Raw genomic sequence first — 24,057 nt, forward strand, 5'->3', positions numbered from 1 at the left:
AAAGCTTCCGGCTTCTCAAAAGTAGGGTGGGGGCCCGCCCCCGCCGCCGGGCTGAGCGGGCCCCCGTCTGTGATCGCGGTCAGCAGCCTGGTGTCGCGGCTACGTTCGCGAAGCCCTTCCCGGCGTTCGTCACCTTGTTGCTGGCGCAGACCTTGTTCCCGGTGGCCGCCTTGACCACGTAGAAACCGTAGGCCGAGGGCGCCTGCACGTCCGCGGTGTTGTCCGAGAAGGTGTTGTTCTGGCCCCAGCCGTCGACCTGCACGTGGACCTCGAACGACCCGTAGGTCGCGTCGTGCACGAAGACCTTGCTGCCCTTGTTGCCGGTGACCAGGTATCCGTTGCCCTTCACGTCGACCCAGCTGTCGGCGTAGTTCTCGCCGCTCTGGCCGGTGCCGTCGAAGGTGTTGCCGCGCAGTTCGCCGCCGGTGGTGCCTTCCTTGACGTCGATCGACTCCGCGCGCACGTTCGGCCCGATCTTGTTGCCGATCGCCTTGTTGCGGTCGCTGTGATCGGGTTGCCCGTCCGGCCAGTTGCTGGTGGCCGAACCGAAGTAGATGCCCTCGCCGAAACCGCCGTTCTCCTTGCCGGTGTCGGAGATTTCGGAGTTCTGCACGACGTTGTCGCTGCTGCCGTGCTGGAAGTGGATGCCCTCGTTGCCGATGCCGGTCACCTTCAGCCCGTCGACCAGCGTGTGGTTGACGCCCAGCGCCATCACGCCTTTCTGGCCGCCGGTGACGGTGAATCCGGACAGCGTCCAGTAGCTGCCGGTCAGTTCGATGGTGCGGCCGCCGGACGCCTGCACGACCGCGCTGCGCGGGCCGGTCAGCGTGATGCGCCCGCTCGCGGTGCCGCTGGCGGCGGCCTTGAAGTTGCCGGTGTAGGTGGTGTTCGCGGCCAGCTGGATCGTGGTGCCCGGCTTGGCCGAGGCCAGCGCCGTCTTCAGCTCGGCGGAAGTCTTGACCGGGACAGTCCCGGCGGACGCCGCGGGTGTGGCGAGTGCGAGCAGTGCTGCGGCTCCGGCAGTGGCTGCCAGAACTCGGTCGCGGACGCGCATTCCAACCCTCCTCGTCGAGGCTCGATGACTTCGGATGCGGCGTGCGCTCACGCTAAGACATCGAGAGAACACTGGTCAAGTACATGATTGATGTTCATGGATGTGAACAGAGTGAACAAAGGATGGCCGGAAAGTGTCGCCTGCGACTGTTCCCGCCCGGCTTGCTCGGAGTTAACCCGGTCCTCGGTAGTTTTTCCGCGGAATGCCCGAACTGCGGCGAGAAAGGCCCGTTGAATGTCCGCGGTCAGCTACCTCGAGTCCATTGTCGTCGGCGCTTTGCAAGGCGTGTCGGAATTGTTTCCGGTGTCCAGTCTCGGGCACAGCGTCCTGTTGCCCGCGCTCGTCGGCGGAAGCTGGGGACGCGACCTGAGCATCGGGAAGGACTCGCCGTATCTCGCGGTGCTGGTGGCGATGCACGTCGCCACCGCGATCGCGCTGGTCCTCTTCTTCCGGCGCGACTGGGTGCGCATCGTCACCGGCCTGTGGACGTCGATCCGCCATCGCGAGGTCCGCACGGCGGATCAGCGCCTCGCGTGGCTGCTCATTCTCGCCACGATCCCGGTCGGAATCGCCGGGCTGCTGCTGGAAAGCCTGCTGCGCGACGTCCTCGGCAAACCGGTGCCTGCGGCGATCTTCCTGGCGCTCAACGGCGGCGTGCTCTACGCCGCGGAGAAGTTCTCCCGGAAACCCAAGACGGCGGTCGCGCGCGAGGAGGAGACCATCGACTTCAGTGCCGAGGAGACGATGGTGATGCGCGCGGTGACCCTCGACGAGGCCACCGACGTCCGGCTGTCGAAGCTGAGCGTGAAGGAAGCCGTGCTTATCGGTTCGGCGCAGATTTTGGCTCTGCTGCCCGGGATCAGCCGCTCCGGCATCACCATGGTGGCCGGTCTGCGGCGTGGTCTCGACCACGAGGACGCCGCCCGTTTCGCCTGGCTGCTGGCGACTCCGGTGATCCTCGCCGCGGGCGCGTTGAAGATGCCGTCGCTGTTCACGCCGGAGAACAAGCCGTCGCTCGGCCCGGCGCTGGTCGGCAGCGTGGTGGCGTTCGTGGCGTCCTACATTTCTGTCCGTTTTCTGACGAAATACTTTGAAACGCGCACCTTGACCCCCTTCGCCATCTACTGCGCGGTCGCCGGAATCGGCAGTCTGATCTTCTTCGCGGTGTCAGGGGCGGCGTAGGGCGCAATTTCGCCGGGTGCACACTGAACGCATCGAAATCGTGCCTGACCTGCCGCCGCTGAGCGGATCGACGTTGTTCACGGCCTGGACTTTGGACGTCCCGGCCGTGCTCGTCGCGCTCGCGCTCGGCGTCGGCTACGTCGCTGCGGCACGCCGTCAGGAATGGCCAGCAGGGCGGACGACAGCGTTCCTCGCCGGGCTGGCCACGCTCATCCTCGTCACGTGCTCGTTCCTCGGCGTGTACGACACGACGCTGTTCTGGGTACGCGCGACGCAGAACACCGTCCTGCTGATGGTCACGCCGTTGCTGCTCGCGCTCGGCGCACCAGTGACGCTGCTGATGCGCACCGCGCCACCCAGGCTCGCCACGTGGTTGCGTACGCACGGCCGTGGCCGCTTCGCGCAGTTCATCACCTTCCCGCTGTGCGTCACCGTGGTGTTGATCGCGCCGTTTCTGCTTATCTACCTCACGCCGCTGTACGAGCTTTCGCTCGACTCAGCGGTCGTCGGCGGCTTCGTGCGCGTGGCGCTCGTACTGGCCGGCTTCTTGTACTTCTACAGCCGCGTGCAGCTCGACCCGACGCCGCGCAACGGCTCGCATCTGGTGTCGGTGTGGATCTCGTTCACCGAAGTGGTGTTCGACGGCGCGCTCGGGCTCGTGCTGTGGCTCGGGCCGCTGCTCGCGCCCGCGCATTACGACGCGGTGCACCGCGACTGGGGACCGGACCGGCGCACCGACCAGATCATCGGCGCCGGTGTGCTGTGGATCGGCGGAGACGTCGCCGGGCTGCCGTTCGTCGGCGCGCTGTTCATCAGGTGGGCGCGCGACGACGAAAAACGGGCGAAGCGGCTCGACCGGAAATTGGACGAGGAGGCAGCGGCAGGCGAAGCACCGGCGAAGGGATTGTGGTGGGAGAACGATCCGGAACTCGCCGAACGGTTCCGCCGCTCGTGAGTGCCGGCTCGCACCGGCACTCACGAGGCGGCTCAGTGGAACGCGTGCTCGGGCGCGGGGAACTCGCCGCGCCGGACGTCCTCGGCGAACGCCGTCGCGGCGCTCTGCAGCACCCCGGCGACATCGGCGTACCGCTTCACGAACCGCGGCGCCTTGCCGCGGCGCAGCCCGGCCATGTCCTGCCAGACCAGCACCTGAGCGTCGCAGTCCGGGCCGGCTCCGATGCCGACTGTCGGGATCTTCAGCTCGTGCGTGACGCGCTTGGCCGCCTCGGCGGGCACCATCTCCATCACGACCGCGAACGCGCCGGCTTCCTGCAGCGCCAGCGCGTCGGCGAGCAGCTTGTCCGCCGCTTCGCCGCGCCCTTGCACCCGGTAGCCGCCGAGGTTGTGCTCGCTCTGCGGGGTGAAGCCGATGTGGCCCATGACCGGGATCCCGGCCGAGGTGAGCGCCTCGACGTGCGCCGCGAACCGGTGTCCGCCTTCGAGCTTGACCGCGTGCGCGCGGCCCTCCTTCATGAACCGGACGGACGTGGCCAGCGCCTGCTCCGGGGAAAGCTGGTAGGAACCGAACGGCAGATCGGCCACCACGAGCGCCCGTTTCGCCGCCCGGGTGACCGAGCGGACCAGCGGGAGCAGCTCGTCAACCGTGACCGGCAGCGACGTGTCGTAACCGAACACGTTGTTCGCCGCGGAGTCGCCGACCAGCAGGACGGGGATGCCTGCTTCGTCGAAAAGCTCGGCGGTATACATGTCGTAAGCGGTGAGCATGGGCCACGGTTCGCCGCGGTCCTTCAGCTCGCGCAGATGGTGGATCCGGACTTTTCGCGGCTTGGCCGTGCCGGTGCTCGCGGGGCCGGTTCCGTAAGGGGCGGCCACCTCGCCGGCGGCGCCATCGGGTTGGGCAGACTGGGCAGACATCGTCGTCGACCGTCCTTCCCTCGAGGCCTCGCTGAGGTCCCCGGGTCGTGGAGTCAGTACCGGACACAGCGTGACACGCGCGCGGGAGGGCCCCAAGGTCGTGCGACCAGCTTCACACGGCCGGGTAGCGACAACCGTTTTGCCTCCTGTGACGTCTTGATAGGCATCGGACCGATATGCGTCCGGTGGTGAGAAAGTCCGGCGCCTCCCTCGACACGGGCGCGCCGCAAGAAAGGTACCGATGGGAACCCCAGTGAGCGCCCGCCCGCGCAGCCTCGGCTGGAAGGCCCGCGCCGGCGGTCTCGTGGCCACTGTCGTGCAGCTCGCGGCGATCTTTTCGATCGTGCTGCTGCTCGCCGGCGGACGGCACGGGCACCTGCTGAACGGCATCGACATGGTGTTCGGCGCGGTGAGCGTGCCGACCAGTTCGAGCCTGGTGATCGTGCTGCTGCTGGTCGTGCTCGGGGCGGCGCTGCGCAGGCGCAAGAAGGCCGCGCTGTACGTGCTCGTGCTGTTCCAGGTCGCCGGCCTGATCACCACACTGGTCCTGCAGGCGCTGCTGCTGTGGGCTCCCGATCTGCTGACTCTCACCGCCCGGCAGATGCGCCACATTCCGACGCAGGTGGGCGCGCTCGCGGTCGCCGACGTCATCTCGATCCTGCTGATCGTGTTCCTGCTGTCGCTGCGGCCGGCGTTCCCCGCACGGCTCGCCCCCGGTGCCTGGTGGAACGGGCTTTCCGTGCTGTTCGTCGGGTTCCTGGGGGTGATCGTGTGCGGCTGGGCACTCACCGAGGTATTCCCGGGCAGTCTTGGCGACACGTGGGAGCGGTTCGCCTGGGTGGTCAACCACGCCACCGGCGAGAACCTGCAACTGCGCCGCATCGGTGTCGGCGAGGGCCCGGCGTGGATCGACGTCGTCCTCGACCTCGGCGCGACCTTCGTGTCCACTGCCGCGCTGTACACGCTCTTCCGCGGCGTACGCAGCCGTCGCATTCGGACAGACGACGAAGAACTGAAGCTGCGTCGTCTGCTGGGCGAGTACGGCGAAGACGACTCTCTCGGCTACTTCGCCACGCGTCGCGACAAGAGCGTCATGTTCGCGCCCAACGGCCGTGCCGCGGTGACGTACCGCGTGCTCGCCGGTACGACAGTGGCGAGCGCGGACCCGATCGGCGACCCCGACGCGTGGCCGGACGCGGTGCAGGCGTGGCTCCACGAAGCGCGTACGTACGGCTGGACGCCAGGCGTACTCGGCGCGAGCGAGAAGGGCGCGAAGGTGTACGCCGCGGCGGGGCTGCGCGCGCTGCAGATCGGTGACGAAGCGGTCCTCGACGTCCGAGAGTTCACTCTCACCGGCCCTGAGCGGAAGTCCGTGCGACAGGCGGTGAAGCGGATCCAGCGCGCCGGGTACACCGCGCAGGTCCGTCGGCACAGCGAAATCCCCGAAGACGAGATGGTGCAACTGCTCGCCCGCGCGCAGCAGTGGCGCGTCGACGAGACCGAGCGCGGCTTCTCGATGGCGCTCGGCCGTCTCGGCGACCCGAGCGACGGCCGCAGCGTGATGGTCGAGGCGTACGACGCGCGCGGCGAACTGCGCGGCCTGCTGTCGTTCGTTCCGTGGGGCCGCCGGGGTCTCTCGCTCGACCTGATGCGCCGCGACCGGGACGCCGAAAACGGGCTCAACGAGTTCATGGTCGCCGAGGTCGTCGCGGCCGCCCAGCACGTCGGCGCGCAGCGGATCTCGCTGAACTTCGCGATGTTCCGCGCGGTGTTCTCCGAAGGCGAGCGCATCGGCGCCGGCCCGGTGCTGCGCGCGTGGCGTGCGGTGCTCGGTGTCGCGTCGCGGTTCTTCCAGCTGGAATCGCTGTACCGGTCCAACGCCAAGTACGGCCCGGAGTGGGAACCGCGGTTCCTCTGCTACTCCTCGGCGCGGCGCCTCCCGCGGGTCGGCATCGTCGCGGGCGCGCTGGAGGGCTTCGTGCCCACCGGACGCGCGCGGTCGCTGCGGCTGGAGAACGTGGGGGAGGATTTCGTCGCGCAGGTGCGGCAGATCGACGAGGAAGCGGCGCAGGTCGTGCCGCGGCCCAAGCGGCGTCCGGAACAGGTGCGCGTGCGAGTGGCCAAAGTGGACAAACTGCGGGAGCTCGGGGTGGACCCGTACCCCGTCGGCTTCTCCCGCGAAGATCATCTCGGCGACATCGTGCACACGTTTTCCGGACTGGAACCGGATTCCCACACCGGAAAACGCGTGCGGGTAGCCGGGCGAGTGCTGGCCCTGCGCACCCTCGGCGGCTTGTGTTTCGCCCGGATCAAGGACTTCTCCGGCGAACTGCAGCTGATGCTCGACGCGAAGGTCCTCGACCTCACCGGCTGGCGCACCGGCGTGGACCTGGGCGACCACGTCGGCGTCAGCGGCGAGGTGATCACGTCCCGCCGAGGCGAGCTGTCGGTGCTGGTGGACGAATGGACCGTCACCGCGAAGTGCCTGCACCCGTTGCCGGACAAGCGAAAGGGCCTCACCGACCCGGAGACGCGAGTCCGTCAGCGTTACCTGGACCTGGCGGTCAACCCAGACTCGGCGAACATGCTCCGCCTGCGCTCGACAGTCGTCCGCGCCGTCCGCGAACGCCTGCATCAGGGCGACTTCCTCGAGGTCGAAACCCCGATGCTGCAGACCATTCACGGCGGTGCCAACGCGCGGCCGTTCGTCACGCACATCAACGCGTACGACATGCGGATGTACCTGCGGATCGCCCCGGAGCTGTACCTGAAGCGCCTGTGCGTGGCCGGCGTCGAGCGGGTTTTCGAGCTGAACCGGAACTTCCGCAACGAGGGCGTGGACGCGACCCACAACCCGGAATTCACGATGCTGGAGGCGTACCAGGCGTACGCGGACTACAACGCCATGCGCCACCTGATGCGCGACCTGATCCAGTACGCCGCCGAAGCCGCGTACGGCGCACAGATCGTGCGACGCCCTGACGCCAACGGCCGCGTCGTCGAACACGACATCTCCGGCGACTGGCCAGTGATCCCGGTGCACAAAGCCGTGTCGGACGCCCTTGGCGAGGAAATCGACTCCCGCACGCCGATCGCCACGTTGCGGAAGCTGTGCGCCGCCGCAGGCGTCCCCGTGCCGGAAGAAGCCAGTGCGGGCGACTTGGTGTTGAAGGCGCACGAACATTTGGTAGAAGGTTCGACAGTCCTGCCGACCTTCTACACGGACTACCCGACCGAGGTCTCCCCGCTGACCCGCCAGCACCGGACCGACCCGCTCCTGGCCGAACGCTGGGACCTGATCGCGTTCGGCTCGGAAGTCGGGACCGCGTACACGGAGCTGACCGACCCGCTCGAACAGCGCCGCCGGCTGGAGGCGCAGTCGTTGCGGGCGGCGAGCGGGGATGTCGAGGCGATGGAGCTGGACGAGGACTTCCTGCTGGCGCTGGAACACGGAATGCCCCCGACCGGCGGGCTGGGTCTCGGGGTGGACCGGCTGCTGATGATGCTGAGCGGGACGTCGATTCGGCAGACGGTGCTGTTCCCGTTCGTTCGTCCGCAGGGGTGAGGTTTTCGGGACTTGGCCTGTTTCATGCGCTGAATCCGCAGCTGCGGGAAGCCACTGCTTCCTCTGACTCGCGGATGTCGGCGTTTGGGGCGGCACCTCGGCTATCGGCTCGTGGTCACCGGTGTCGGCGACTGCTGAAGTAGTGCTCAGCTAGCCACTTGATGAATTTCGTGGTCGCAGCCGTCTGGCCGCTGCCGTCGACCCCCTCGGATGTCGGCAATCGCAGACATGCCGCCGTCTGCACCTGACTGCAGACCAGACCTCACCTGCTGGTCACCGGACGTCCCAGCCGTCCCGTGACCAGCCGCTCGAGGTGCTCTCCGAGGAGAACCTCCACGAACCGAGTTCCGAGAGTCCTTCACGTTCGAGGCAGGTATTGGCGACCCGTCAACCATGATCCGGTAGCCTCCCCCAGGGATTCGGTGCGTGAGTTCGTGGTAGCGGATGGTGTCCGGAACCTCCGGTAAGTCACGGGTGTGACACCATCCGGCACTTCGTCGCAGAGATTCGCTTAGGGTGGGCAAGTGCGTGCTGCGCGGGTGGCTTTGATAGTCCTGCTCGGACTGGGTTTGGCGGGATATTCCGCGTGGCTGCTGGAGTTCTTCCTGCAGACCGGGGTGTCGCCGACCGAGCAGCCGGTCTGGGATTTGTTGTACGCGCAACCGGTCTTCCAGATCGCGACGGGGATCGGCGGCCTGGCCTTTTTCTTCACCGGCCCCGCCCTGATGCGGCTCGCGCCGGCGCACTGGAGCGGCAGGCTGACGTCAGTTTCGGTGTCGGTGTTCGGGATCGTGCTGATGGTGTGCGCCGGGGTCCCGGAGACCGTGGTGACGCCGAACCTGTTGAGCGCGGCCGTCGCCGTCGGCGCGTTCAGCCTGGTCTTCTGGTGGCCGTCCGGGTGGCGAGCCTGCGCCGTGGGTTGCCTGGTGGTCGTGCTGGTCGCGTGGGCGCTGGTGGTGGCATCGACGCTGGCCGGGCATCTGGAGGGCGTGTTCACCCGGGTTCAGCTGGTGGTGCACGCGGCGCAGGTCGTGATCGGCGGCGCGTACGTCGTGCAGACCCCGGTTCCGGTCCGCGGCCGAAAATTGTCGGTGGCGGGTGCGATGCTGCGGAGCAACAGACACCGGAAGTGAGGCCACCATGGCTGGCAATGTCTCCCCGACCCCTGACGAACGCGGCGGTTTGCTCGGTTTCCTGGCCCAGCAGCGGCAAGCGGTGAAGACAGCCGCGTACGGCCTGACCGACGACCAGGCGCGTGCCGTGCCCAGCGCAAGCGCCCTGAGCGTGGGCGGGCTGCTGAAACACGTGTCATCCACCGAAAGCATCTGGATAGACCATGTGCTGCGCATCCCGCCGAAACCCTTCGCCGAAAGCGTGGCGGTCTACCAGAAGAATTACCGCCTCGGCCCGGACGAGACGCTGGAGTCGGCGATCGCGGCCTACGACAAAGTCGCCGCCCGCACTGAAGAGGTCATCGCCGGGATCGAGGACCTGAACCAGGAAGTCCCGGTCCCACAGGACGTGCCATGGTTCCCGGACGACGTGTCGGCCTGGTCCGTCCGCTGGGTGCTGCTGCACCTGATCGAGGAAACCGCCCGGCACGCCGGCCACGCCGACATCGTCCGCGAATCCCTGGACGGCGCCACGGCTATGCCCCTGCAGGCTGCGGCCGAGGGCTGGCCGGAGACGGACTGGCTGAAGCCGTGGAAACCGGCGGAATGAGCTGAGCTTCGCTGAACGCCTTGCGCGGTCAGCCGCGACGGGCGGGTTGTCGGAGTTGGGCGGATTGGTTGAAGGCTGGTCGGGTTGGCCGTTCGAGTCGGATTGGCTGGCTGAAGGCCGGGTCGACTGGTCCGCTGCGACGGGTGGGCCGTCCGAGTCGGCGGGGTTGGTTGAAGGCCGTTGGGTCATTGCTCGGCAAGGGGGTGCACTCGGTTGGAAACCTGCGGCATTGGGGGTGCGGCTGGATTCCGACCGGGTGCGCCAAGGCTCCAGCCTGATCACGAAGCCTGGGGTGGCAGCCAGGCAAGACCTCAGCGCCCCCGGCGTCCGGCATCCTGCACTTCAGTGCTCCGAGCGTCCGGTGCCCTGCAGTTCAGCGCCTCCAGCATTCGCCGCCCAGCATTCAGCGGCCCTGAACTTCGACAACCTTGCCGATCAGTAGTCAAGGCAAACCAGGTTCCGCACCCACCGTCAGAACAGCGTCGGTTCCTCCGGAAAAGCCCCTTCGATCACCAACATCCGCCGCTTGGTCTCGACCCCGCCCGGTGCCGAAAATCCTCCGGTGTTCTTGCCGGCTCCCAAAACCCGGTGGCACGGCACGATGATCGGAAACGGATTGTTCCCCATTGCCTGCCCGACGGCTTGCGCGGAGCCGGGCGCACCCAGCTGATGCGCGATATCCCCGTACGTCAGGACTTTCCCCGGCGGAATAGCCCGCGCGACGTCGTACGCGCGCCGGTTGAAGTCCGGTACATCCTGGTAATCCAGCGGTGCCGCACGCAAATCGCGAGATTCTCCCGACAGCAGTGCGACGACATCCTCCACCACCGCGCGAAGTTCCTCCGGCACCGGCGATTCCACCGCGTCCGGGAAGCGGGTCGCGAGATGCGAGCGCGTCCGCTCAGCCGTGCTTCCCGGCAGCGCGGTTCCGATCACCGCACCGTCCCGCCAGACGAGGCCGCACGCCCCGATCGGGGTATCGAACACCGTGTACCCAACCGTCATACCGCCCAGCGTACGACCCGGCACCGACAGAAACTGGCGAGAAAACGACACGACCCTAGCTGCGGCGAACCCGATCGCGACCCCCGCAAAGGCGGCCGCGACCCTGGTAAGGCGATCCTGGCTGAAGACAAGCCTCAGCCCGTCGCACCGACAGCCCTGCCACTCGCTTCCGAAACCCGGCGAGGCCCGGAAACCCGCTCGGGACTTCCGCTCCCGGCCTCCGAGCCTCGGCGGAGCCGGAAACCGCGGTCAGGACTCCGTCCCGCCGCCGAGCTCCAAGGCCCGGCGAAGCCGAAAGCCCGGTCAGGACTTCCGGCCCCCGCCCAGCTCCGAACCCCGACCAAGCCGAAACCCCGATCAGGACTTCCGTTCCCGCCACCCGTTCGTCATCGGAAGCCGCCGGTCCCGGCCGAATGCCTTGAACGTGATCTTCGTGCCCGGCGGGTATTGCCGCCGCTTGTACTCCGCTCGGTCGACCAGTCGCACGACCCGGTCGATGGTCTCCGGGTCGAACCCGGCCTCGATCAGGTCCGCGTACCCGCGGTCGTTCTCGACGTAATCGTCCAGAACATCGTCCAGCAGTTCGTAATCCGGCAGCGAATCCGAGTCCTTCTGGTCCGGCCGCAGCTCCGCCGACGGCGGCTTCGTGATCGAGTTTTCCGGGATCGGCGGCGTTTCCCCCCGCTTGGCCGCTTCCTCGTTCCGCCACCGCGCCAGCTGCCACACGTGCGTCTTGAACAAGTCCTTGATCGGCGCGAACGCTCCGACCGCGTCGCCGTAAATAGTCGAGTAGCCGACGGCCAGCTCAGTCTTATTGCCGGTCGCCAGCACCAGGTGACCGTCCAAATTGGACAGCGCCATCAGCAGCATCCCGCGCACCCGCGCCTGGATGTTCTCCTCCGCGAGCCCGGTCAGCTGCAGCTGGTTGACATACACGTCAACCATGTCGCCGATCGGCTCGACCCGGTAGTGCGCACCGATCCGCTCCGCCAAGTCGGAAGCGTCATCCCGCGAATGCGACGACGAGTACTTCGACGGCATCGAGACGCCGTACACGTTGTCTCCGCCGAGCGCGTCCGCCGCCAGTGCTGCGCAGACAGCCGAGTCGATTCCGCCGGAGAACCCGAACGTGACTGACGAGAAGCCGTTCTTGTGCACGTAATCGCGCAGCCCGACGACCAGCGCCGACCACACCTCGGCCTCGTCCGACAGCGGTTCGCTGATCGTCGGAGCGGCCAGCGGCGAGTACGCGGCCAGCGGCGAGTCGTTCAACACCCGCCGGTGCACTTCCAGCCCGTCGAAAGAGCCCGTGGCGGCAGCATTCGCAACGGGCAGATCCAAGTCCAGCACCAGCAGGTGCTCCACGAACTGCGGCGCCCGCGCGAGCAGAGTCCCGTCCGCGCCGACCACCAGCGAGTCGCCGTCGAAGACCAGATCGTCCTGACCGCCGACCTGGTTCGTGTACACCAGCGGCGCGCCCGCCTCGGCCGCTCGCCGGGCGATCAGCGGCAGCCGCTGTTCGTCCTTCGAGCGCTCGTACGGCGACGCGTTCGGCGCGACCACCAGGTCGACTCCGGCCTTGCCCAGCGCGGAGATCGGGCCGCCGTCCTGCCAGATGTCCTCGCAGATCACCATGCCGATGTCGACGCCGTGCAGCCGCAGGACCTCAAGCTCGGTGCCCGGTTTGAAGTACCGGTGCTCGTCGAACACGCCGTAGTTCGGCAGGTGGTGCTTGAACTGCCGGGCGACGACCTCGCCGCGGTACAGCGCCGCCGCGGCGTCGCGGGGGCCGATTTCGTCGTGGTCGAGGTAGCCGACGTACACGAGCACCTCGCCGCAGCCTGCCTCGTCGAGCCGGCGCGCCAGTTCGGTCACCGAGCGCCGGGACGCGTCGGCGAACGTGCGCCGGAGCGTGAGGTCCTCGACCGGGTAACCGGTCTGGGACATCTCCGGGAACACGACGACGTGCGCGCCCGCCTCGGCGGCCTTGCGGGTCCACTCGACGGTGAGCGCGGTGTTCCCGTCGATGTCGCCGACGGTGGTGTTGACCTGGGCCAGTGCGATGCGCAGTTGCGGCATGCCGCCATTCTGTCCCACCGCACCGACAGAAACTACGCAGAGGTGAGCCAGAGAACGGCGAAGGGCCCCTCACCCGCGGCGAGGGGCCCTTCGAAAGAGGGAATCAGGACTTCTTCATCCGCATCATGCTGCGCACCTTCTTGACCGTCTGCTCGAAGTCCGAGTCGAACGGGTTGTCGTGCACCAGATACGTCCACGTCGTGTTCGCCCGCCGCACGCCGACGTCCTCGAGGTCGAGGCCGTTGTCGGTGATCTCGGCTTCCTCGAGCGTCTTCGCCGTCCGCGAGGCGGATTCGGCGATGATCTTGTGGAACTCCGGGATCGCCGCGCGGTGGAACTCGTCCAGCGGCGTCTCGCGGGCCAGCGCGCGCAGGTGGATGCTCTCGCGCACGTCGGTGAGATACGCCAGGTGATCCGACCACAGCTGGTCGAGGTGGAACAGCCGGACCTCGCGGCACACCTGCTCGAGCCGTGCCTCGTCGTCCAGCTTTTCCTTCAGCTCGGCGAACTTCTCCGGCTGCGCCTTCTCCAGCTCCTCGGCGGCGAGCCCGGTGTGCAGCACCTTGTCCCGGTGCTCCAGCAGCTCGGCGCGCTGCCGTTCGATCAGCCGCGTGTAGCGCCAGGTGTTGCGGTGGATCTCCAGGTCGACGCCCTCGGCCACGCGCTGGGCATGGTTGAGCTGCCGGTGCGCGGCCGGGTCGGTGATCTCGCCGGTCTCGGTGTCCGCGTCGATGCCGTCCGGCAGGTCCGGCGCGTTCGACAGCACGAGGTCGTCGTTGAGGCTCGCGAAGAAGATCGCGCTGCCCGGGTCGCCCTGACGTCCGGACCGGCCGCGCAGCTGCCCGTCGAGGCGGCTCGACGGATACCGCGCGGTGCCGATCACGTGCAGGCCGCCCAGCTCAGCGACCTCTTCGCGGGACGCGCCGTCGCTGCCGCCGAGCCGGATGTCGGTACCGCGACCGGCCATCTGCGTGGACACGGTGACCGCGCCCTTCTTGCCCGCCTCGGCGATGATCGCGGCCTCTTCGGCGTCGTTGCGCGCGTTCAGCACGACGCACGGCAGGTCAGCCTTCGCCAGCTTTTCCGCCAGCTCCTCGGACTCGGCGACGTCCTGGGTGCCGACGAGGATCGGCCGCCCGGTCTCGTGCACCGTGCGGATCTCCTCCTCGATCGCGCGCAGTTTCTGCGACGGCGAGGCGAAAACGCGGTCCTGCAGGTCCTCTCGGACGTTCGGGGTGTTCGGCGGGATCACCGCGACCTCGAGCTTGTAGAACTCGCGCAGCTGCTCGGCGACCGCGACCGCGGTACCGGTCATGCCCGCGACCTCGGGGTAGCGCGCGAGCAGCGCCTGCACGGTGATCGAGTCGAGGATTTCTCCCCGGTCGGTGGCGGTGACCTGCTCCTTCGCCTCGACCGCGGCCTGCAGGCCGTCCGGCCAGCGCTGCAGTTCGGCGACGCGGCCGCGGGCGGCGTTGATCAGCTGCACCTTGCCGTCGCGGACCAGGTAGTCGACGTCGCGGGTGAGCAGGGCGTGCGCGTGCAGGGCGACGTTCACCGCGGCGAGCCGGTCCGAACCGGACTCGTCGTACAGGTCGACGCCGCCGAGCGACTTCTCCACGACCGACGCGCCCGCGCTGGTCAGCCACGCGTTGCGGCCCTCGGAGTCGGTCTCGTAGTGCAGGCCGAGCCGCAGCCGCCGGACGATCTTGGCGACCTCCTCGTCGGCGTCGTTGTGGTCGATCGAACCGGCCATGACCAGCGGTACGCGCGCCTCGTCGACCAGCACCGAGTCGGCCTCGTCGACGATCGCCACCTCGGGAGCCTTCTGCACCAGGTCGTCGGCGTTGGTCACCAGGCGGTCGCGCAGCACGTCGAAGCCGATTTCGGCGACCGCGCCATAGGTGACCTCCTTGCCGTAGGCCTCCTTGCGCTCGTCCTTCGAATGCGCCGGTTCGACCCAGCCGACGGTGACGCCGAGCAGCTCGTACACCGGGCCCATCCACTCCGCGTCGCGGCGGGCGAGGTAGTCGTTGACCGTGACCACGTGCACCCGGCGGCCGCGCAGCGCATACCCGGCGCCGGCCAGCGCGCCGGCGAGCGTCTTGCCCTCACCGGTCTCCATCTGCACTACGTGGCCGGTGAGCAGGCCCATCGTGCCGAGCAACTGCACGTCGAAGGCCCGCTCGCCGAGCTTGCGCCGGGCGGCCTCGCGGCCGAGCGCGCAAATCTCGATCAGCTGGCTGTCGGTGAACGAGGCGGCCCCGTCGATGGCGTCTCGCAGCTTGCCCGCGCGCTCGGTGAGCTCGGCGTCCTCGAGTTTCTCCAGCTCCGGTTCGAGCTTCTCGACGGCGGGCAGCAGCGCTTCGTAACGGGTCAGCTCGACGCTGCCCGGCCGCTGGATGATCCGGCGGAGCCGCTTGCCCACCCGGCTGATCAGTGCCACCCCTGGTCTCCTCGTGTCGATGTGTCTCCGGTCGCACCCCGCACTGCCCAACGCGCCGACGGTGCGTTCGAGTTCCACGCCCGGATGGCACGATCAAACCGTGCCACGTCATCCCAGCGCCAGCCCGAAAGTCCATCCGTTCGTCGCGTTAGCGGCTGTCGGCCTGCTCGCGACCACGCTCGCGGCGTGCTCGTCGAAGCCCGGCCAGGCCGCGCTCGCGCCGACTGTCGAATCGCACGCGCCGGTGGGCCCGGTGCCCGCCGGACTGGAGCGGTTCTACGGGCAGAGCGTGTCCTGGTCCGCGTGTGCACCCTACGCGACCTCGGACGACGCGCGATCCGCCTTCAAGACGCAGGGAATCGAGTGCGGACGGCTCACGGTTCCGCTGAACTACGACAAACCGGACGGGCAGACGATCACCATCGGCGTGCTGCGGCACCGCGCGAGCGATTCGGGCCAGAAAATCGGTTCGCTCGTGGTGAACCCGGGCGGACCGGGTGCTTCGGGCATGGTCGCCGCGGCGGGCCTGCTCGACCAGGTGTCGAAGTCCGATCTCGGCGACCGGTTCGACCTCGTCGGCTTCGACCCGCGGGGGATCGGGGCCAGCGAACCGCAGATCAAATGCCTGACCGGACCCGAGCGTGACGCCGACCGTGCCGACGACAGCGAGACCGACGGTTCTCCCGCCGGCGTCGCGAAGCAGGAGACGGAACAGAAGGACTTCGCCGCGAAGTGCACACAGCGGACGAAGTACGGCGACGACATGCTCGCGCACGTCGGTACGCGCGATGTCGTTAAGGACATGGACGTGCTGCGAAGCGTCCTAGGCGACGAGAAGCTCACGTACCTCGGCTACTCGTACGGCACGCGCATCGGATCCACGTACGCGGAGACGTTCCCGAAGAACGTGCGCGCGCTCGTTCTCGACGGTGCTGTCGATCCGACGCAGAGCCCGGAGGACTCACTCGTCGCGCAGGGCCAAGGCTTCGGCGGGGCGTTCAACGAGTTCGCGAAGTGGTGCGCGGCGCGTCAGGACTGCGCGCTCGGCCATGATCCGGCCTCGGCGACGAAGCAGTTCCAAGACCTCACGCGCCGGTTGATCGACTTCCCCGTGCCGGTGGGCGACGGCCGCAAGCTGTCGTACGACGACGCGACCACTGGTGCCATACAGGCCCTCTACCAGCAGAGTCTCTGGGAGTACCTGAACACCGGGCTGAACGAGCTGAAGCTGCAGCGCGGCGCGACGCTGGAGAAACTGGCCGACATCTACAACGAGCGCAATCCGGACGGCAGCTACGGCACCACGCAGGACGCCTTCATCGCGATCCGTTGCGTTGACGACCCGCGTGTCACCGATCCGAAGCAGATCCTCGAAGGCCAGGAGAAATACGTAAAGGCTGCACCGTTTCTCGACGACGGCCGTCAAGCCAGCTCCGCCCGCGACGCGTGCGCGTTCTGGCCAGTGCCGAACACGGGGAAGCCGCACGAGCCGAACGTCGAAGGCCTGCCGAAGACTCTGACGATCTCGACCACTAACGACCCGGCGACGCCGTATCAGGCGGGCGTGAATCTCGCGAAGGCGCTGAAGGGTTCACTGCTGACCTTCGAGGGCACGCAGCACACGGTGTTCCTGCAGGGCAACGCGTGCGTCGACAAGGCAGGGACCGACTACCTGATCGACGGCACGACACCACCGGACGGCACTCGCTGTAAGGCCAGTTGAGATTGCGCTGGCTCGCGACAGCTGTGGTGGCGACGATGCTCGCCGCCACGGCTTGCGCGAGCCAGCGCGCGGCGCTCGAGTGGGGGCCGTGCGCGCCGTACGCGCAGACAGCTTTCGAGAAGGCTCTGTACGCAGATCAGTCGGTCGATTGTGCTCGACTGACGGTGCCGCTCGACTACGCGAACCCGCAGGGCGACACGGTGTCGATCGGTCTACTGCGTCATCGGGCCGCAGATCCGGCACATCGGATCGGGTCTCTCGTGCTCAACCCTGGCGGGCCGGGCAGCTCGGGCATGACAGCGGCGGCCACGCTGGTGCGGCCTGCGGGGAAGCTTGCCGAGCAGTTCGACCTGGTTGGCTTCGATCCTCGCGGTGTTCACGCGAGTGAACCGCGGATCAGCTGCCGGTCCGACGCCGAACAGGACGCCGCGCGTGCGTCAGGTGTCGGGAGTACGTCCAGCTGCGTCACGAAGACGAGCGCGGAGTTCCTCGCACACGTAGGCACGCGAGAGGTCGTACGCGATCTTGACGCGCTTCGCGCTGCTCTCGGCGACGCGAAGCTCACGTACCTCGGGTACTCATACGGCACGCAGATCGGTTCGGCGTACGCAGAGGCGTACGCGGACAAAGTGCGAGCCATGGTCCTCGACGGCGCCATCGACCCCGCACAGGACTTGTCGCAGACACTGATCGCCCAGGCCGCCGGGTTTCAGGACGCCTTCACTCGCTTCGCGCAGTGGTGCGCGAAGCGGCCTGGCTGTCCGCTAACCGGCGACGCGACCGCAGCTTTCCAGCGAATCGCCCGTGCTCCGGCCCCTGCGCTTCCTGGCCGTGGACTGTCCTTCTCCGACGCCGTCACCGCGACAGAGGCCGCGCTCTACTCCCGCGCGCAGTGGCCGAATTTGCAGCAGGCGCTGGAAGAACTCGCTACCCAGCACCGCGGCGCGAAGCTGCTTCAGATGGCCGACGACTACTACCAACGCGACCAGAACGGCCACTACAGCGGAGCGTTCGACGCCTACTACGCCGTCCGCTGCGTCGACTACAACCGCGTCACCGACCGCGCGACCATCGACGCCGCGCATCGCCAAATGCTCACCGGCGCACCATTCCTCGCCGGCAGCTCGCCCGACGCGCACGAACTCGACACCTGCTCGACCTGGCCCGTACCGCCGACCTCGCAGCCTCACCGTCCGTCCGCACCTGGTCTGCCGAAGGCGCTCGTCATCTCGACCACGCACGACCCGGCTACGCCCTACCGTCAGGGCGTGGCGCTCGCGAAAGATCTCAACGCCGCACTGCTGACTGTCGACGACGTACAGCACGCAGCGTTCCTCAAGGGCAACACCTGTGTCGACAAAGCGGCAACGGCTTACCTCGTCACGGCGAGCGCCCAAGGCGGCAGCTGTTAAGGCTGCTGATCCGTCAGCAGCACTTCGTACATCACCGGGCTGTCGCGGTTCGTCGCTGGCGGCACCTGCAGCCACATCCGCGCGAATCGGCGCGGTTCGGCCGCCGTCACCCAGATCTTCACGTTCACGTCCGCGTGGATCTGCGGCACCAGCGTCGCCGCGACGGCCTGGGGCACGGTTCCGCCGACGCGGTAGCCGTCGACGTGCTGGATCGTCTCGCGGATTTCGGTTTTCGGCTGCTGGAGCGAGCCGAGAAGGCGGACGAGGCCGCCGTGCGGGCCGAGGAACCGGCCGACCGTGAAGGGCGTGGGGCCGTTCGTTTCGCGACCCTTCGTGTCCTTGGCGGTCGCGGTGTGCCCGGAGACGGTGAACGAGAACGACCGATCGGTGAATTCCGCGCTGCCGCTCGCCTGTCCGCCGCTTTTGAGGGTCGCGTTGCCGACGAGCTTGGTCATCGGCAGGCCGGGAAGCACCCCGTTGACGCCGACCGAGAAGTGCAGGCTGGCGACGTGGGAAAAGTTCTCCTTGGCGGCGGTGAGCAATCCGTCCGCCGCGGGCAATGGGGGTGCCGCGGTGCAACCGCCGACCAGCCCGAGGAGCAGCAGCGCCGGCAGGACACGTCGGCTGAGCATGGCCGAGAGCCTACTCGGTTGGCCCGATCCTTTCGGATGGTGTCCTTCCGGCCACTGTCGATCGGGCCCGCCGCACACCAGACTGACTGCTCGTGACCGTTGAGACTCGTCCTGCCCGCCGCCTGCACCGCGCCTGGTTCGTCGCGGCGGCCGCGTTCGTCGCCCTCCTCGCCGCCGCCGGCTTCCGCGCCGCGCCGGGTGTCCTGATCGATCCGCTGCACCAAGAGTTCGGGTGGTCCCGCGCCACGATCGGGTCGGCCGTCTCGGTCAACCTCGTCCTGTACGGCCTCTTCGCACCCTTCGCCGCGGCGTTGATGGAGCGATTCGGTATCCGCCGGGTTGCGGCTACCGCACTGTGCGTCGTCGCTCTCGGCGCGGGCGGCACGGTCTTCATGAGCGCCAGCTGGCAGTTGATCCTCTGCTGGGGCGTGCTCGTCGGCCTCGGCACCGGCTCGATGGCGATGAGCTTCGCCGCGATGGTCGCGACGCGCTGGTTCGTGCGTCACCGCGGCGTCGTAACCGGCGTCCTGACCGCTGCGGGAGCGACCGGACAGCTGATCTTCCTGCCCTTGATCGCGTCGCTCGCGGTGGACGACGGCTGGCGGACGGCGTCCATGGTCATCGCCATCGCGGCTCTCGCGGTGGTCCCGGTCGTGCTGTTGGCCGTACGCGACCACCCGGCCGACGTCGGCACTGTCGCGTACGGAGCGCCCGAAGGCACCGAAGTGGAGCGTCCGGCACCGAAGGTCGGCACCGTCCGCCGAGGGTTGACCGTGCTGTTCCAGGCCGCGCGCACCCGTACGTTCTGGCTGCTGGCCGTTGGGTTCGCCATCTGCGGGGCGACCACGAACGGGTTGGTCAGCACGCACTTCGTCCCGGCCGCGCACGACCACGGCATGCCGCAGACGACCGCGGCGAGCCTGCTCGCGCTGGTCGGCGTCTTCGATGTGGTGGGAACGATCGCGTCGGGATGGCTCACCGACCGTGTCGACCCACGGATCCTGCTCGGCGTCTACTACGCGTTGCGGGGAGTTTCGCTCGCCCTGCTGCCGCAGCTGTTCACGAATTCGGTCCAGCCGAGCATGTGGGCGTTCATCCTGTTCTACGGCCTCGACTGGGTGGCGACCGTTCCGCCGACGGTCGCGCTCTGCATCCGCTCTTTCGGGGAAGCCGGTCCGATCGTGTTCGGCTGGGTTTTCGCCTGCCATCAGCTGGGCGCGGCGTTCGCCGCTTCCGCCGCCGGCGCGGTGCGCGACCAGTTCGGCGACTACGCGATCGCCTGGTACGTCGCCGCCGGGCTCGCGGTCATCGCCTCGGTCGCTTCGCTGTCGATCACCCGGTCAGGCAAACCCCAGCTCGCCGCACTGGCCTGAATCCGACTCCAACGGGGGTGACCCGTGAAACATGGCGTTAACACGTGCTGGTTAGGGTTCGGCCATGGATCGCCAGCAGGAATTCGTGCTCCGCACTTTGGAAGAGCGCGACATCCGTTTCGTTCGCCTGTGGTTCACCGACGTGCTGGGATTTCTGAAGTCCGTCGCGGTCGCGCCCGCCGAACTGGAGGGCGCGTTCAGCGAGGGCATCGGCTTCGACGGCTCGGCCATCGAAGGCTTCGCGCGCGTCTACGAATCGGACATGGTCGCCAAGCCCGACCCGTCCACCTTCCAGGTGCTGCCATGGGAGACCCCCGACGGCAGCCCGTACTCCGCGCGGATGTTCTGCGACATCGCGATGCCCGACGGTTCGCCGTCCTGGGCCGACCCGCGGCACGTGCTGCGCCGCCAGCTGTCGAAGGCCAGCGAGGCCGGGTTCACCTGCTACGTGCACCCGGAGATCGAGTTCTTCCTGCTCGCCAACCTCCCCGACGACGGCAGCGAGCCCGAGCCCGCCGACAACGGCGGCTACTTCGACCAGGCCAGCCACGCCACCGCGACCCACTTCCGCCGGCACGCGATCGAGACCCTCGAGGCGATGGGCATCTCGGTCGAGTTCAGCCATCACGAAGGCGCGCCGGGGCAGCAGGAAATTGACCTTCGCTACGCCGACGCCCTGACCATGGCCGACAACGTGATGACGTTCCGTTACGTCGTCAAGGAGGTCGCGCTGACCCAGGGAGTGCGCGCGACCTTCATGCCGAAGCCGTTCACCGACCAGCCCGGCTCCGGCATGCACACCCACGTCAGCCTGTTCGAAGGCGACCGCAACGCGTTCTACGACGCGGAGGATCCGCACGAGCTTTCCGAGACCGGCAAGGCGTTCGTCGCCGGTGTCCTGCACCACGCCAAGGAAATCTCCGCCGTCACCAATCAGTGGGTCAACTCCTACAAACGGCTGATCAGCGGCAGCGAGGCTCCGACGACGGTGTCGTGGGGGAGGGCGAATCGCTCGGCGCTCGTGCGCGTGCCGATGTACTCGCCGGGCAAGGCCTCGTCGCGGCGCGTGGAGATCCGGACGCTCGATTCGGCGTGCAACCCGTACCTGGCCTACTCGGTGATACTGGCCGCAGGGCTGAAGGGCATCGAAAAGGGCTACGAGCTGCCGCCGCCCGCCGAGGACAACATCTGGCAGCTGTCGGACTCCGAACGCCGCGCCGCCGGCTACTCGCAGTTGCCGCAGAACCTCGGCGAGGCGCTCGCCGAGATGGAGAAGTCGGAGCTGCTGCCGGAAGCGCTCGGCGAGCACGTTTATGACTTCTTCTTGCGCAACAAGCGGGTCGAGTGGGACAACTACCGGAGCGCGGTCACTCCGTACGAGCTCCGGACCCTGTTGCCGATGCTCTGAGGAGCCCCCGGGCCGTGCTCCGACGTTGGGGAGGCATCGGAACATGGGAAAAAGACTGCCCGCCGTACTCGCCGCACTGGTCGCGGCGGCGGGCTTGGCCACCGCGCCGCCGGCGGTCGCGATGCAAGGTGACCACGCGGACCCGGCCGAACTGCACTTCGACCTCGACCGCGCCGACATCCCGTTCCTGCAGCACCGGATGGCGGCCGGCCAGCTCACCGCGACCCGGCTGACCAGCGCGTACCTCGCCCGGATCCGGGTGCTGGACCCGAAGGTCAACGCCGTCCTCGCGCTCAACCCGGCCGCGCTCGCGCAGGCCGCGGCCAGCGACCTCCGGCACCGGACCGGCCGCACCCGCGGTCCGCTCGACGGGATCCCGGTGCTGGTCAAGGACAACGTCGACACCCAGGACCAGCAGACCACCGCCGGTTCGCGCGCGCTGCGGAGCCGTCCGGCCAAGGACGCCACGCTGATCACCCGGCTGCGCGACGCGGGCGCGGTGATCCTCGGCAAGGCGAACCTGTCGGAATGGGCCAACTTCCGCGCGGCGAAGCCGACTTCCGGCTGGTCCGGGGTCGGCGGGCAGACCAACAACCCGTACGTGCTGGACCACAACCCGTGCGGTTCGTCCGCCGGATCCGCGGCCGGAGTCGCCGCGTCGCTCGCGCAGGTCGCGATCGGCAGCGAGACCGACGGGTCGATCGTGTGCCCGGCCGGGATGACCGCGACCGTCGGCCACAAACCAAGCCTCGGGCTCGTCAGCCGCACCGGCGTCGTGCCGATCTCCGCGGAACAGGACACGGCGGGACCCATCGCGCGCAACGTCGTCGACACCGCGCTGACGCTCTCGGTGCTGCAGGGCCGCGACCCGTCCGACCCGGCCACTCTGCGCTACCCGTCGACCCAGCCGACCGACTACGCGAAACTCCTCCGCCCCGGCGTCCTGCGCGGCGCCCGGATCGGCCTGTGGCGGCTGCCGGTGCTCGGCCCGGACACGGATGCCGTGGTCAGCAAGACAAAAGCTTCGTTGGAACGTGCCGGCGCGACGGTCGTCGAGGTGACCCTGCCGTACCAGGACCGGCTCTCGGCGCTGGAGTTCCCGGCGTTGCTGACCGAGTTCCACCGGGACATCGACGCCTACCTCGCCACGCGTCCCACCGGGCCGCGGAACCTGGCGGACCTCGTCGCGTACAACCGCGCTGACCCGCTGGAACGCACCTGCTTCGCTGGTCAGGAGTTGTTCGAGCAGGCGCTCGCCGCGCCCGGCCCGCAGGATCCGGCCTACCTGAAGAACCGGGCCGAGCTGACCGACCTGTCGCGCCGGTCGCTGGACGAGACCCTCGCGAAGTACGACCTGGACGCCATCGCGTCGCCGACGAACCCGCCGGCCTGGAAGACGGACTGCAAGGTCGGCGACAACGACGTGATCCCGTCCTCGACCCCGGCCGCGGTGGCGGGCTACCCGGCCGTCACCGTCCCGGCCGGTTCGGTCGGACCGCTGCCGGTGGGGATTTCGTTCATGGGCGGACAGTGGACGGACGGGAAGATGCTCGCGCTGGCCGCGGACTACACGCGGGTGGCGCCGGTTCGGGTTCCGCCTCGGTACTTGCCTCGGTTGCCTGGGTAAGCCGTTTGGGGTTGCCCGGAGCGGGTGAAGGTTTGTCGGCCGCCGGTCAGTGCACTGCACTTGACCGGCGGCTTTCGTTTCGGCGGGGGTGGTTGTGGATCGGCCGGGCTGGCGGGGCGGCTGGCTGACCTGCGGCTTTCGTTTCGTCGGGGGTGGTGGCGGAACGGCCGGGGCTGGCGGGGCGGTTGGTTGACCGGCGGCTTTCGTTTCGGCGGGGCGGTTTGCGGATCGGCCGGGGTTGGCTGGGCAGTCGGCTGGCTGGCGGCTTTTGTGCGGGCGGAGCTGACGGTGGATCCGCCAGACCTGGCCGGGCGGTCGGCTGGCGGCTTTTCGCGGCCGAGCTGGCGGTGGATCGTTCGGGCGCTCGGCGGCGTTTTCGTGGGCGGGGCGGGCCGGGCGGTCGGCTGGCCCGCGGCGTTTTTGCGGCCGGAGCTGGCGGCGGATCGTTCGGGCAGTCGGCTGACCTGCGTAATTGGGTTGCGCGTCGGGCCGCGAGGGAGTGGGCTTGGGCCCGGCCGGGCTGGATCGAGGGCGTTCGGGCGGAGACCTGGGTCACTCAAGGGCCGTCCGGAGCTCCTCCGGAGGCGTCCAGTCGCCCGCGAACCGGTCGAATCGGCCCGCTGTCAAGGCTCTGACCAGCGTCGATGCCGTTAAGTGACCCCCCTGTTTTCGGGTGGTTGGAAGGCATGTAATCTTCTCTTCGTCGCCAGGAACACCGGGCCGGCGGGGCCGAAAGCCTCACCGATCAGGAGCCAGGGCCGAGCGGGTTGACACCGCGAAACGGACCAGGTAATGTTCAGCGTCGGCCCACGAGCGGCCGCCGACTCCCTACGACTAGCTTGTAGGTACCGGCATGCTCGACCAAAAGCTTGAAATAACGCATCGAGCTTGGCCTGGTTGATTCCGGGGCTGGTTCGGGGTGTGTTGCTTGAGAACTCAACAGTGTGCTAGTGAACT

Annotated in this window: 16 protein-coding genes; 10 read left to right on the forward strand and 6 right to left on the reverse strand. The window is 68.3% G+C overall.

Annotated elements, in window-relative coordinates; translation table 11 throughout:
• Positions 1 to 79: 79 nt before the first annotated feature.
• The gene (locus ACZ7OI_RS33275) at positions 80 to 1,054 is read right to left on the reverse strand and encodes a right-handed parallel beta-helix repeat-containing protein (protein WP_470268023.1); all 975 of its coding nucleotides are present in this window, start codon (positions 1,052 to 1,054) and stop codon (positions 80 to 82) included.
• Positions 1,055 to 1,288: 234 nt separating this feature from the next.
• On the opposite strand from ACZ7OI_RS33275, the gene ACZ7OI_RS33280 reads away from it, so the two are divergent.
• Positions 1,289 to 2,236 (forward strand): undecaprenyl-diphosphate phosphatase, encoded by a 948-nt coding sequence (locus tag ACZ7OI_RS33280; RefSeq protein WP_470268024.1) that lies wholly within the window; start codon positions 1,289 to 1,291, stop codon positions 2,234 to 2,236.
• Between the two features lie 16 nt (positions 2,237 to 2,252).
• The gene (locus tag ACZ7OI_RS33285; RefSeq protein WP_470268025.1) at positions 2,253 to 3,191 is read left to right on the forward strand and encodes a cytochrome c oxidase assembly protein; all 939 of its coding nucleotides are present in this window, start codon (positions 2,253 to 2,255) and stop codon (positions 3,189 to 3,191) included.
• Positions 3,192 to 3,223: 32 nt separating this feature from the next.
• On the opposite strand, the gene panB is transcribed toward ACZ7OI_RS33285, so the two are convergent.
• Positions 3,224 to 4,111, reverse strand: coding sequence for a 3-methyl-2-oxobutanoate hydroxymethyltransferase (panB, locus tag ACZ7OI_RS33290; protein WP_470232300.1), 888 nt, complete (start codon positions 4,109 to 4,111; stop codon positions 3,224 to 3,226).
• A 241-nt stretch (positions 4,112 to 4,352) separates the two neighbouring features.
• Between panB and lysX the strand changes: the two genes are divergently transcribed.
• From lysX to ACZ7OI_RS33305, 3 genes are all read left to right on the forward strand, one after another.
• Entirely contained in the window at positions 4,353 to 7,676 is a 3,324-nt protein-coding gene (gene lysX / locus ACZ7OI_RS33295) for a bifunctional lysylphosphatidylglycerol synthetase/lysine--tRNA ligase LysX (protein WP_470268026.1), read from the forward strand.
• 524 nt (positions 7,677 to 8,200) lie between these two features.
• The gene (locus ACZ7OI_RS33300) at positions 8,201 to 8,809 is read left to right on the forward strand and encodes a hypothetical protein (protein ID WP_470268027.1); all 609 of its coding nucleotides are present in this window, start codon (positions 8,201 to 8,203) and stop codon (positions 8,807 to 8,809) included.
• A 7-nt stretch (positions 8,810 to 8,816) separates the two neighbouring features.
• Positions 8,817 to 9,398 carry a DinB family protein gene (locus tag ACZ7OI_RS33305; RefSeq protein ID WP_470268028.1) on the forward strand — a complete coding sequence of 194 codons (582 nt, stop codon included), beginning with the start codon at positions 8,817 to 8,819 and terminating at the stop codon, positions 9,396 to 9,398.
• Between the two features lie 471 nt (positions 9,399 to 9,869).
• Here ACZ7OI_RS33305 and ACZ7OI_RS33310 read toward each other — a convergent pair whose 3' ends face one another.
• The 3 genes from ACZ7OI_RS33310 to secA2 all read right to left on the reverse strand — a co-directional run bounded on the left by ACZ7OI_RS33310 (position 9,870) and on the right by secA2 (position 14,925).
• The gene (locus tag ACZ7OI_RS33310) at positions 9,870 to 10,403 is read right to left on the reverse strand and encodes a methylated-DNA--[protein]-cysteine S-methyltransferase (RefSeq protein ID WP_470268029.1); all 534 of its coding nucleotides are present in this window, start codon (positions 10,401 to 10,403) and stop codon (positions 9,870 to 9,872) included.
• A gap of 357 nt (positions 10,404 to 10,760) precedes the next feature.
• Positions 10,761 to 12,482, reverse strand: a complete 1,722-nt coding sequence (locus ACZ7OI_RS33315) for an NAD+ synthase (RefSeq protein WP_470268030.1) — start codon at positions 12,480 to 12,482, stop codon at positions 10,761 to 10,763.
• 103 nt (positions 12,483 to 12,585) lie between these two features.
• Positions 12,586 to 14,925 (reverse strand): accessory Sec system translocase SecA2, encoded by a 2,340-nt coding sequence (gene secA2, locus ACZ7OI_RS33320; RefSeq protein ID WP_470268031.1) that lies wholly within the window; start codon positions 14,923 to 14,925, stop codon positions 12,586 to 12,588.
• A gap of 100 nt (positions 14,926 to 15,025) precedes the next feature.
• On the opposite strand from secA2, the gene ACZ7OI_RS33325 reads away from it, so the two are divergent.
• Positions 15,026 to 16,648 carry an alpha/beta hydrolase gene (locus ACZ7OI_RS33325; RefSeq protein WP_470268032.1) on the forward strand — a complete coding sequence of 541 codons (1,623 nt, stop codon included), beginning with the start codon at positions 15,026 to 15,028 and terminating at the stop codon, positions 16,646 to 16,648.
• Positions 16,649 to 16,683: 35 nt separating this feature from the next.
• The gene (locus ACZ7OI_RS33330) at positions 16,684 to 18,060 is read left to right on the forward strand and encodes an alpha/beta hydrolase (protein ID WP_470268033.1); all 1,377 of its coding nucleotides are present in this window, start codon (positions 16,684 to 16,686) and stop codon (positions 18,058 to 18,060) included.
• On the opposite strand, the gene ACZ7OI_RS33335 is transcribed toward ACZ7OI_RS33330, so the two are convergent.
• Positions 18,057 to 18,692 (reverse strand): LppX_LprAFG lipoprotein, encoded by a 636-nt coding sequence (locus ACZ7OI_RS33335; protein ID WP_470268034.1) that lies wholly within the window; start codon positions 18,690 to 18,692, stop codon positions 18,057 to 18,059. The genes ACZ7OI_RS33330 and ACZ7OI_RS33335 overlap by 4 nt on opposite strands.
• A 92-nt stretch (positions 18,693 to 18,784) precedes the next feature.
• Between ACZ7OI_RS33335 and ACZ7OI_RS33340 the strand changes: the two genes are divergently transcribed.
• From ACZ7OI_RS33340 to ACZ7OI_RS33350, 3 genes are all read left to right on the forward strand, one after another.
• On the forward strand, positions 18,785 to 20,065 hold the full coding sequence (locus tag ACZ7OI_RS33340; RefSeq protein WP_470268035.1) for an MFS transporter: 1,281 nt from the start codon (positions 18,785 to 18,787) through the stop codon (positions 20,063 to 20,065).
• Positions 20,066 to 20,129: 64 nt separating this feature from the next.
• Positions 20,130 to 21,473 (forward strand): type I glutamate--ammonia ligase, encoded by a 1,344-nt coding sequence (glnA, locus tag ACZ7OI_RS33345; RefSeq protein WP_470268036.1) that lies wholly within the window; start codon positions 20,130 to 20,132, stop codon positions 21,471 to 21,473.
• A 43-nt stretch (positions 21,474 to 21,516) separates the two neighbouring features.
• Positions 21,517 to 23,100 carry an amidase gene (locus ACZ7OI_RS33350; RefSeq protein WP_470268037.1) on the forward strand — a complete coding sequence of 528 codons (1,584 nt, stop codon included), beginning with the start codon at positions 21,517 to 21,519 and terminating at the stop codon, positions 23,098 to 23,100.
• Positions 23,101 to 24,057 lie beyond the last annotated feature (957 nt).

It is taken from the genome of Amycolatopsis sp. NPDC114503 (assembly GCF_055633655.1).

What these genes read in the sequence shown, in the direction of transcription:
- ACZ7OI_RS33305 (WP_470268028.1), top strand. Translation starts at nt 8,817, where the DNA reads ATGGCTGGCAATGTCTCCCCGACCCCTGACGAACGCGGCGGTTTGCTC.
- ACZ7OI_RS33315 (WP_470268030.1), bottom strand. Translation starts at nt 12,482, where the DNA reads ATGCCGCAACTGCGCATCGCACTGGCCCAGGTCAACACCACCGTCGGC.
- lysX (WP_470268026.1), top strand. Translation starts at nt 4,353, where the DNA reads ATGGGAACCCCAGTGAGCGCCCGCCCGCGCAGCCTCGGCTGGAAGGCC.
- glnA (WP_470268036.1), top strand. Translation starts at nt 20,130, where the DNA reads ATGGATCGCCAGCAGGAATTCGTGCTCCGCACTTTGGAAGAGCGCGAC.
- ACZ7OI_RS33275 (WP_470268023.1), bottom strand. Translation starts at nt 1,054, where the DNA reads ATGCGCGTCCGCGACCGAGTTCTGGCAGCCACTGCCGGAGCCGCAGCA.
- ACZ7OI_RS33335 (WP_470268034.1), bottom strand. Translation starts at nt 18,692, where the DNA reads ATGCTCAGCCGACGTGTCCTGCCGGCGCTGCTGCTCCTCGGGCTGGTC.
- ACZ7OI_RS33280 (WP_470268024.1), top strand. Translation starts at nt 1,289, where the DNA reads ATGTCCGCGGTCAGCTACCTCGAGTCCATTGTCGTCGGCGCTTTGCAA.
- ACZ7OI_RS33310 (WP_470268029.1), bottom strand. Translation starts at nt 10,403, where the DNA reads ATGACGGTTGGGTACACGGTGTTCGATACCCCGATCGGGGCGTGCGGC.
- ACZ7OI_RS33350 (WP_470268037.1), top strand. Translation starts at nt 21,517, where the DNA reads ATGGGAAAAAGACTGCCCGCCGTACTCGCCGCACTGGTCGCGGCGGCG.
- panB (WP_470232300.1), bottom strand. Translation starts at nt 4,111, where the DNA reads ATGTCTGCCCAGTCTGCCCAACCCGATGGCGCCGCCGGCGAGGTGGCC.
- ACZ7OI_RS33330 (WP_470268033.1), top strand. Translation starts at nt 16,684, where the DNA reads ATGCTCGCCGCCACGGCTTGCGCGAGCCAGCGCGCGGCGCTCGAGTGG.